Annotated in this window: 4 protein-coding genes; 2 read left to right on the top strand and 2 right to left on the bottom strand. The window is 69.7% G+C overall.

What is annotated here, in order from left to right; all coding sequences use genetic code 11:
• Both HZB86_08700 and HZB86_08695 read left to right on the top strand, forming a co-directional pair.
• On the top strand, positions 1-1,041 hold a 1,041-nt coding region (locus HZB86_08700), incomplete at its 5' end, for a glycosyltransferase family 2 protein (GenBank protein MBI5905610.1).
• A 4-nt stretch (positions 1,042-1,045) separates the two neighbouring features.
• Positions 1,046-1,720, top strand: coding sequence for a methyltransferase domain-containing protein (locus HZB86_08695; protein MBI5905609.1), 675 nt, complete (start codon positions 1,046-1,048; stop codon positions 1,718-1,720).
• Between the two features lie 13 nt (positions 1,721-1,733).
• On the opposite strand, the gene HZB86_08690 is transcribed toward HZB86_08695, so the two are convergent.
• Together HZB86_08690 and HZB86_08685 are read right to left on the bottom strand one after the other, a co-directional pair.
• Positions 1,734-4,073: a YfhO family protein gene (locus HZB86_08690; protein ID MBI5905608.1), complete on the bottom strand. Its 2,340-nt coding sequence runs from the start codon at positions 4,071-4,073 to the stop codon at positions 1,734-1,736.
• 1 nt (position 4,074) lies between these two features.
• Positions 4,075-4,840, bottom strand: a 766-nt coding sequence (locus HZB86_08685; GenBank protein ID MBI5905607.1) for an MBL fold metallo-hydrolase, incomplete at its 5' end; no start/stop codon positions are given.

Genomic DNA, 4,840 nt, shown 5'->3' with positions numbered 1-4,840 from the left:
GTGTGCCACCCGCGCACGCGGGTGATCCTGACCTACTTCAACTACCTCTGGGGACCGGTTCTTTGGGCCGGGGAACGGCTCGGGATCAAGCGCCCCCAGCCGGACCAGAACTGGCTCTCCCTCGCGGACCTGCAGAACCTCCTGTCGCTGGCCGGCTTCCAGACGGTATCCATGGGGTACAAGGTCCTCCTGCCCGTTCGCGTCCCGCTCCTGTCCTCCCTCTGCAACCGGGTGCTCGCGAACCTGCCGCTGCTCCGGAAGCTGTGCCTGGTGGAGACCCTCATCGCCCGTCCGGCGCCGGTGCCCGTGCCGGAAGAGGCGCTTTCGTGCTCGGTGGTCGTTCCCGCCCGGAACGAGCGGGGGAACGTCGAGAGCGCGGTGCGGCGGATCCCCCCGATGGGGCGGCACACCGAGATCGTCTTCGTCGAGGGAAACTCCCGCGACGGGACGGCGGAGGAGATCGAGCGGGTGATCGCGGCGTGCCCGGACCGGGACGTGAAGATCGTGCGCCAGGGGAGCGGCGTGGGGAAGGGGGACGCGGTCCGCAAGGGGTTCGCCGCGGCCACCGGGGACGTGCTGATGATCCTCGACGCGGACCTTACCGTGCCGCCCGAGGAGCTGCCGAAGTTCCTCGCGACCCTCTGCTCGGGGCGGGCGGAGTTCGTCCACGGGTCGCGGCTGGTCTACCCGATGGAGAAGCAGGCGATGCGGTTCCTGAACACGCTCGGGAACAAGTTCTTCAGCCTCGCGTTCACCTGGCTGCTCGACCAGCGGTTCAAGGACACCCTGTGCGGGACGAAGGTCCTCCTCCGCCGCGATTACGAGCGGATCGCAGCGGGGAGGAGCTACTTCGGCGACTTCGACCCCTTCGGCGACTTCGACCTGATCTTCGGGGCGGCGAAGCTCGACCTGAAAATCCTGGAGATCCCGATCCGGTACCGGGAGCGGACGTACGGAACCACGCAGATCTCCCGGTTCCGCCACGGCTGGCTGCTGCTGCGCATGTGCCTCTTCGCGCTGCGGCGGATCAAGTTCGTCTGATCCCATGGCGAAGGAGGACGTCCGGAACCACTTCGAGCGGATCGCCGGCGACTACGACCGGTGGAAGGGGAAGTCGGCGTACTACTACCGGCTCCTCGCGGAGATCTGCCGGGAGCACGTCCCGGAAGGGGCGTCGGTGCTCGAGATCGGCTGCGGGACGGGGACCCTCCTCGCCGCGCTCTCCCCTTCGCGGGGAGTGGGCGTGGACGTCTCCCCGCGGATGGTGGCGATCGCCGCGGAGAAGCATCCCTCCCTCTCCTTCCGCGTCGCGGACGCCGAGGCGTTCGACCCCGGGGAGCCGTTCGACTACGTCATCGTGCCCGACGTCGTCGAGCACCTTTCGGACCCCGCGGCGATGTTCCGGTCGGCCCGGAAAGCGTGCCACGCGGAAACGCGCGTCATCGTCACGTGCGTAAACCCCCTCTGGGCGCCGGTCCTCCACCTCGCGGAGCGGCTTGGACTGAAGATGCCCGAGGGGGAGCACCGGTGGCTGCCCGCGAAGGAACTTCTCGCCATGTCCGCGGCGGAAGGGTTCGATGCGGTGGAAATTTCCGGGAGGATCCTCTGCCCGAAGGGGATCCCTCTCCTGGCCGGCGCGCTCAACCGCGCCGCCGCCCGATTCCCCGCCCTGCGCCCTTTGTGCCTTGCCCAGGTGATGGTGCTCGCCCCGCGGACCTGAAACCCCGTCCCGTTCACGATCTACCGCGCCGCCTCCGGACGATGGCGAGGACGGCCAGCACCCCGACCAGGAGCCAGCAGACGAGGCTCACGAGGTTGCCGGCCTTCTGGCGGTCGGGAGCGAACGTCAGCCGCACCCGGTGCTCGCCTTGCGGAACCGGAATCCCCAGAAACAGGGCGTTCGCCCGATACAGCCTCACCGGGGCGTCGTCGATGGCGGCGCGCCAGCCGGGGTAGTGGTTTTCCTGGAGGAGAAGATAACCCGGCGCCTCGAAACGGGTGGTGAGCGAAACGTCGCCGGGACGGTGGAACGCGACCGCGACCCGGCGCGGGGCCTGCGCTTCGCCGGGCAACGGCTCCGCGGACTCGAAGACCGCCGTGCGGCGGTAGTCGAACCGGGAATCGGCGAGGCGTTTCAAGGACGCCTCGAGATCGGGCGCGGTCTCCACGCTCGCGACGGCCATCGCGTAGGGCAGTCCATCGTTCGCGTGGATCCAGATGCCGAGGTCGGGAACCTTGGCGTGGAGAGGGAAGAGCTGCGGATCGATTTCGCCGGGACCGCCGACGATCGCCCGGGCGCCCAGCAGATCGAGGAAGCGGTCCGGATCCCTGCCGACGGTCTCCTCGAAGCGCTGCCAGTTCCGGAGCTTTACGGCGTCGTAGCCGGTGACGTAACGGCCGCATCCGGGGGCGGCGGTGTTGGGGGTCAGGGTCTGCCGCTGCCAGCGGCGCTGCCGCTCGAACCGGCTCCCCAGCTCCGTCGAGCCGCCGGTCTCGGAGTATCGGAGCCGCGGACTGCGATAGAGGAAGAGGGGCGAGCCGGCGTCGGCCGGCGGGAGAAAGGCGCAGGCGGCCGGCCGTTCATCGGGCCAGGCTTCCGCGGTCAGCTGCACGAGCGGCCAACCCGCGCTCAGCAGGTCGACGGCCAGCGTCGCGAAAAGGATCGGCCCGAAAAGCCGCGGGCGAAGGCGGCGTCCGACGGCCAGGACGCCGGACACCACGCCGGCCATGGCGGCGGCCCGGAGGAGAGCGGAAACGGTGCCGGCGAGGGCCTCCGGCGCGACCGTCGACCGGACGGCGGGGAAAAACCAGCCCCTGGCCAGGAGGAACGCCGCGAGAGCCAGCGCGACGGCAAGCCCGGCGAAGACCATGGCGACGGTGCGGTGGGGCCGGACCGCATCGGCGTCATCGTGGACGCCGAATAGACGCTCGAGACCGACGCCGCCGAGCAGCGTTATCCCGACGGTGGCGAACAGCATGAGCTTCTCCGGGTACCGGAAGCGGGTGGCGCCCGGCGCCACCGACAGCATCAGCTCGTACAAGGGAGTGTGGAGTCCGAGCGCGAGAACCGCGAACAGCAGGGAGATGCCGGACCAGAGGCGGACGTCGGCGCGGTGCCGTGCCGGATAGAGGAAGGCGAGGCCGGCGAGCGGCACGGCGCCGATGTACAGGGCGGCGGCCCAGGGCACGTTGAAGGGAGCCGAGATCAGGCCTCGGGCCCAGAAGCCGTTCTCTGTGCCGATGACGCCGAACAGTCCGGGCACCGGGATCTCGAAGAACCGGAGGGGGTGCAGCGACCAGACCTGGGCGGCGTCGAAGGAGAACCCGCCGGCCCGCGTGGACAAGCCCGCGAGCTCCATCGTGGGCCACAGCTGGCAGAAGCCAAGCCCCACGGAAAGGACGCCGGCGGCAACGGCGCCCAGGACGGCCCGGGCGCGCTGGCGGGTGGGCGTGGCGGCGGTCAGGAGAATGAGCGGCGCCACGAAGAGGAGCTCGAAATACAGGGTCTCCGGATCGGCGACGTACACCTGCATCGCCCAGATGCAGGCGAGCTGCACGACCCGCGGCCACTCCGGCCGTTCGGCAAGCCGGTGGACCGCCAGGAGGCTCCACGGAAGGAGCGCGGCGCCGTAGAGATAGGTGACGCCGCCCAGCATGCCGACCAGGTATCCGCTGAACCCGAAAGCGAGACCGGTGATGGCGGATGCGCGGCCGTCCCGGACGTAGCGGCGTGCCAGCCGTTCCATGCCGGATGCGGCCAGCGGCAGGTGCAGCGCGAGGATCCAGGTCAGCGTCGGGCCGCCGGGAAGATAGAGCAGGAGCCAGTGGGGCGGGTAGAACAGGGCGGCCGACCAGCGGGCGATCATCGGCAGCCCGTGGAAGATGCCCGGGTCCCAGAGGAGCGAGTCGCCGGCTTGCCAGGATGCCCGCAGGGTCGCGGCGATCGGCAGGAAGTAGTGCATCAGGTCGCGGCCGAAAAAGCGGGCGCCGGCGAAGGTCGTGCGGGCGAACAACAGGAGCGTGACCCCGACGTAGAGGAGGTTCACGACCCCCGGGGGGAGCCATGGACGCAAACTAAAATTCCACCGCGTCACCGTTTCCCGGGTAGAGGCCGCTCTTGCTGCCGTGGCGGGCCGTGCCGGCGGCGACCGGCATCCCCCGCTCGAGCATCTTCCGCACCGCCGTCTCCCCCGTGCAATGGTTGCAGGCGAACTTCCGGACGCCGAACGCCTGCAGCTTGTCGAGCAGCTCTTCCTGCGGAGGTCCCCACTCCTCGAAGGGGGCGATGTGGAGGCCGCCGTACACGCCGTGGAAGGCGGAGAACCCTTCCAGGTTCTCCTTCGCGTAATCGAGCAGCCCCAGCACGCCCGGGTGGCAGCAGCCGGTGATGGTGACGATCCCCTTCCCCTCGACGTTGACGTAGAGCACCTGCTCCCCGCGGGTCTTGAGGAAGATCGGCTGGTCGAAGGTGACGGAGGCGCAGCCGGGGAACAGGAGGTGCGCGCCGGGGGGCATCTCTTCCACGGTTCCCGTGTGGCCGGACCGTTTCAGCAGGTCCATGCTCCGGGCGGAGAAGCCGGACGGGATCATCAGCTTCACGTCGGGGCGGTATTGGACGACGGCGGGCATCCCCCAGAAATGGTCCACGTGCTCGTGGGTCACGTAGACGAGGTCGATCTTCCCGTCCGCCAGGAGCCGATCCACCCCCTCGCGGCGCAATACCGCATCCATGTACGCGACGTCCCAGCCGACGTCCATCAGGACCTTCCACGGCCGGCCGTCGCCCGCCGTGGCTTCCACCAGGGCGGACACCCCGGCGGCGTTCCCCGGCGTCCACTTC

Source organism: Deltaproteobacteria bacterium (genome assembly GCA_016234845.1).
Classification (GTDB): Bacteria; Desulfobacterota; Deferrimicrobia; order Deferrimicrobiales; family Deferrimicrobiaceae; genus JACRNP01.
The sequence above is the reverse complement of the archived record's forward strand: the minus strand, read 5'-3'. Positions and strand labels throughout refer to the sequence as shown.

Coding starts and splice junctions, on each gene's coding strand:
- HZB86_08695 (MBI5905609.1), top strand. CDS start 1,046: ATGGCGAAGGAGGACGTCCGGAACCACTTCGAGCGGATCGCCGGCGAC.